The following is a 4,770-nucleotide window of genomic DNA, read 5'->3' as shown; positions in this document are numbered from 1 at the left end:
CCGGGGAAGTCGCGCTCGAACTCGACGATGTTGCGGATGTCCGCGCCGCGGAACGCGTAGATCGACTGGTCGGAGTCGCCGACGACGGTGAGCGACGCGCTCGGGATCACGCCGACCGCGTCCCTCAGCTTCGAGATGTTGCGGCCGTGCGACTCCATCTCGTCGGCGATCTCCGGCGAGACGGGACGGGTCAGCTCGCGGATGAGCGCGTACTGGGCGTGGTTCGTGTCCTGGTACTCGTCGACGAGGATGTGCCGGAACCGGGTCTGGTAGAGCGCCGCCACCTTGGGGAACGCGCGGAACAGGAACACGGTCTCGGCGATCAGGTCGTCGAAGTCGAACGCGTTCGCGCGGCGGAGCGCGCGCGTGTACTGGCGGAAGATCTCCAGGAACATGACCTCCTTCGGATCGCTCAGGTTCGCCGAGCGTGCGAAGGTCTCGATGTCGGTCAGCTCGTTCTTGAGCTTGGAGATGCGGCCGGCGGCCCCGGAGACGGTGAAGCCGAGGGTGTCGGCATCCAGCTCCTTGATGATGCGCTTGAGCAGCGCCCGGGAGTCGCCGGAGTCGTAGATGGTGAAGCTCTGGGTCTTGCCGATCGTCTCGGCCTCGCGGCGCAGGATGCGCACGCACGCCGAGTGGAAGGTCGAGATCCACATCCCCTGCGCCTTGCCGCCCAGAAGCTGCTCGACGCGCTCGCGCATCTCATTCGCCGCCTTGTTGGTGAACGTGATCGCCAGGATCTCGCTCGGCCACGCCTCGCGGCTCTCGATCAGCCCGGCGATGCGCCTGGTGAGGACGCTGGTCTTGCCGGAGCCCGCGCCCGCGACGATCAGCAGCGCCTGGCCCCGGTACTCGGCCGCCTCCCGCTGCTGCGGGTTGAGGCCGGCGAAGAGCCGGTCGTTCGGCCCGTGGCCGCCGCGCGGTCCGCCGGATCCGCCCGCCGCCGTGCCCGTCGCGCCGCCGGCACCGGACGAACGCGGGTCGCCCTCCCAGCCGTCGAGGATGATCGGAACGGAGGAGGACGGGGAGGGGGCGTCGGGGAGGCTCGTCATGTCTCCATCGATTTTAGCCGTCCCCACTGTCATTCCGCCGGGGACGGCGGCGCCGGCCAGCCCGGCGCGGTCAGCGGCCGTCGCGCACGGCGACGGCGAGGTCGGGATGGTCGGCGAACACGCCGTCCACCCCCGAGTGCAGCAGGATCGAGTAGAGGCGCCGCCAGTCGCCCCACTCGTCGTCGCGCCCCGCGGACCGGAACTCCGGCGGCAGCTCGGCGTTCTCCGGTCGCAGCGTCCAGGTGTAGACCGAGAGGCCCGCCGAGTGGGCGGAGTCGACGAGGTCGGAGGTCACGGCGCCGATGTCGACACCGCCCTGGTCCTCCCCGAACAGGCCGACGGAGACCGAGCCGGCGTGCAGCACCTGCGCCGTGTCGACGCTGATCCCGTCGACCCGGTCGGCGGCGGACGCGGCCGAGCCGAGCGCGTAGAGCCCGCGCAGGGTGAGGTCGTCGGAGTACCCGGGCGCCGCGGCGCCGAGAGCTGCGACCCGATCGGCCGGCGCACCCTCCGACTCGAGCAGGTACACGCGCGAGCCGCGGAAGCCGCGGTCGTGGAGGCGACCGAGGACCGTCTTCTCGAAGCTCTCCGCGACGAGCCCGGGATGCTCCGTCCAGCCGGCCTCGGACAGCTCGGCCATGAAGAGCTCGTCGAGCGGCAGGCCCGCGGCCTCGAAGTAGGTGGCGTGCTTGAGCTCGGCGACGAGACCGAGGGCCCGTCCCGCGTCGTCGGAAGCACGGTCGACCAGCGCGAGCAGGTCCGCCAGGCGGAGGATCGGGTAGCGGCCGTCGAAGGTGGCGCTGGCCTGCCGGAGCAGGGGCAGCCGCTCCTTCGCGCGCAGGGTCGAGAGCTCGTCCCAGGTGAAGTCCTCGGTGAACCAGCCGGTCAGCTCGACGCCGTCGACCTCCTTGGTGCACCGACGATCGGCGAACTCGGGATGCTCGGCGACCGTCGTGGTGCCCGAGATCTCGTTCTCGTGCCGGAGGACGAGCACGCCGTCCCTGGTCGCGACGATGTCCGGCTCGACCGCGTCCGCGCCGAGCGCGAACGCCAGCTCGTAGGCCGCGCCCGTGTGCTCGGGGCGGTAGCCGGGCGCGCCGCGGTGGCCGATCACGAGAGGGGTCCGCCTGGCGCGCATGTGGCGATCCTAGCCCGCGGGCGAGGGCTGTCAGCGGCAGCGCGCGTGGTGCGAGAATCGACCCGTGTCCACCGCCCCTCCCCCCGACCGCCGCACGCGGTGGCGCGAGCCGGCGAGCCTGCTGCCGCTGCGCTGGGGCGCGTATCGCCCCCGGCTGCTGACGGCGATGGCACTGCTGGTGGTCGGCACGGGGTTCGTCCTGATCACCACCGCGTACAGCCTGCCGTTCCTGCTCGCGGGCTCGCTGCTGCAGCCGGCGGCGTGGGCGGTGATGCCTTCGACGATCGGGCGGAGGGTCGCCGCCCCGCTCCCGGTGCTCGGCTTCACCTGGCTGATGCTCGGCGGCTCCGGGTTCGCGTGGTGCTACGCGGTCATGCTCGCCGCCTGGCTGCTCGTGCGGCTGCGCCCGCTCGCGTCCTATGCGGTGCTCGTCCTGCCGATCGGCGTCAGCATCGTGCTCGGCCAGACCATCCATACCTACGAGCTGGGCTGGATCACGGTGCTGGTCAGCACCGCGACGATCGTCGTCTCCGCCTGGCTGGCGCGGTGGATCGCGATCACGGTCGATTCATGGCAATCTGTCAGATCTCTCAGAAAGCGAACGGATAGATTGGTCTGACCGCGACCACGCCCGGTCCCACCACAGAGCCGGTCCCACCACAGAGCGAGGAACCCATGGCACTCACCAATCCCGCATTCTCGACCAATCCCGCGTTCCAGAACGGCGGGCAGGCCCAGGCGGCTTCGACGCTGACCGCGGAGAACCTCGAGCAGATGTACCAGGCGCCGTCCGCGACGTCGGTCGACACCGACCGGATGACCGTCGAGGACACGATCAACAAGACCGCGATCTCGTTCGCGATCCTGGTCGCCGGCGCCGTCGTCGGCTGGCTGGTGCCCGCGCTCGCGCTGCCGGCCGCGCTCGTCGGCTTCGTGCTCGCGCTGGTCAACATCTTCAAGAAGAAGCCGTCGCCGGCGCTGATCCTCAGCTACGCGGGCGCTCAGGGCATCTTCGTCGGCGCCATCTCGATGATCTTCGAGACCAACTGGCCGGGCATCGTCATCCAGGCGGTCATCGGCACGCTCGCGGTCGTCGGCGTCACGCTCGCCCTCTTCGCATCGGGCAAGGTGCGCGCGTCGGCGAAGGCGACGAAGGTCTTCCTGATCGCGATGTTCGGCTACCTCGCGTACTCCCTCATCAACGTCATCCTCATGTGGACCGGCGTCACCAACGGCGCGTTCGGCCTGAACAGCGTGGAGCTCGGCAACACCGGCATCAAGCTCGGCCTGATCATCGGCGTGCTCGTCGTGATCATGGGCGCCTACTCGCTGGTGCTCGACTTCGACTTCATCCAGCGCGGCGTCCAGAACCGCGCGCCGCGCATCTACGGCTGGTCTGGCGCGTTCGGGATCATGGTCACGGTCATCTGGCTGTACCTGGAGATCCTGCGCCTCCTCGCCATCTCGCGCGACTAGGCGGGACGCACACGCGGAAAGGGCCGGGCTGCGATCGCATCCCGGCCCTTTCCGCTACCCGCGAGGGGTCACTCCCACTCGATCGTCCCCGGCGGCTTCGACGTGACGTCGAGCACCACGCGGTTGACCCCGTCCACCTCGTTGGTGATCCGGTTGGAGATCCTGGCCAGCAGGTCGTACGGCAGGCGCGTCCAGTCGGCCGTCATCGCGTCCTCGCTGGAGACCGGGCGCAGCACGATCGGGTGGCCGTACGTGCGGCCGTCGCCCTGGACGCCGACCGAGCGCACGTCCGCGAGCAGCACGACCGGGCACTGCCAGATCTCGGCGTCGAGGCCGGCGGCGGTGAGCTCGGCGCGGACGATCGCGTCGGCGTCGCGGAGCAGGTCGAGCCGCTCCTTCGTCACCTCGCCGACGATCCGGATGCCGAGGCCGGGTCCGGGGAACGGCTGGCGGCCGACGATGACCTCCGGAAGCCCCAGCTCGCGGCCGATCGCGCGCACCTCGTCCTTGAACAGGGTGCGCAGCGGCTCGACGAGCTCGAACTGCAGGTCCTCGGGGAGCCCGCCCACGTTGTGGTGGCTCTTGATGTTCGCGGTGCCGGTTCCGCCGCCGGACTCGACGACGTCCGGGTAGAGCGTGCCCTGTACGAGGAAGCGGATCGGGTCGCCGTCGCTCTCCGCCTCGGCGATCAGGTCGGCCTGCGCCTTCTCGAACACGCGGATGAACTCGCGGCCGATGATCTTGCGCTTGGTCTCCGGGTCGCTGACACCCGCGAGCGCGGACAGGAACTGCTCCTGCGCGTCCACGGTCACCAGGCGGACGCCGGTGGATGCGACGTAGTCGACCTCGACCTGGCGGGCCTCGTCCTTGCGGAGCAGGCCGTGGTCGACGAACACGCAGACCAGCTGGTCCCCGACCGCCTTGTGAACGAGCGCCGCGGCGACCGCGGAGTCCACGCCGCCGGACAGCGCGCACAGCACGCGGCCGCTGGCGACCTGGGCGCGGCTGGCAGCCACCAGGTCGGGGCTCACGTTGCCGCGGTTCCAGTCGGCCGGGCTGGCGGCGGCACCGTGGCGGAAGTTCTCGAGCACCGCCTGGCCGGAC

Annotated in this window: 5 protein-coding genes; 2 read left to right on the top strand and 3 right to left on the bottom strand. The window is 70.6% G+C overall.

The features are described 5' to 3' along the window. Both ACTHMF_RS02205 and ACTHMF_RS02200 read right to left on the bottom strand, forming a co-directional pair. Window positions 1–1,052: ATP-dependent helicase (locus ACTHMF_RS02205; protein WP_440316124.1), on the bottom strand; the 1,052-nt coding region annotated here is incomplete at its 3' end. Window positions 1,053–1,122: 70 nt separating this feature from the next. Continuing rightward, window positions 1,123–2,190: a glycerophosphodiester phosphodiesterase family protein gene (locus ACTHMF_RS02200; protein WP_440316123.1), complete on the bottom strand. Its 1,068-nt coding sequence runs from the start codon at window positions 2,188–2,190 to the stop codon at window positions 1,123–1,125. 64 nt (window positions 2,191–2,254) lie between these two features. Between ACTHMF_RS02200 and ACTHMF_RS02195 the strand changes: the two genes are divergently transcribed. Together ACTHMF_RS02195 and ACTHMF_RS02190 are read left to right on the top strand one after the other, a co-directional pair. Then, the gene (locus tag ACTHMF_RS02195) at window positions 2,255–2,809 is read left to right on the top strand and encodes a hypothetical protein (RefSeq protein WP_440316122.1); all 555 of its coding nucleotides are present in this window, start codon (window positions 2,255–2,257) and stop codon (window positions 2,807–2,809) included. A gap of 56 nt (window positions 2,810–2,865) precedes the next feature. Continuing rightward, complete coding sequence (locus ACTHMF_RS02190) at window positions 2,866–3,666, top strand: Bax inhibitor-1/YccA family protein (protein ID WP_314146812.1); 801 nt, start codon at window positions 2,866–2,868, stop codon at window positions 3,664–3,666. Window positions 3,667–3,734: 68 nt separating this feature from the next. Here the strand turns inward: ACTHMF_RS02190 and guaA are convergent. After that, window positions 3,735–4,770: glutamine-hydrolyzing GMP synthase (gene guaA / locus ACTHMF_RS02185; RefSeq protein ID WP_440316121.1), on the bottom strand; the 1,036-nt coding region annotated here is incomplete at its 5' end.

It is taken from the genome of Leifsonia sp. (assembly GCF_051955155.1).
Lineage (GTDB): Bacteria > Actinomycetota > Actinomycetes > Actinomycetales > Microbacteriaceae > Leifsonia.
The sequence above is the reverse complement of the archived record's forward strand: the minus strand, read 5'-3'. Positions and strand labels throughout refer to the sequence as shown.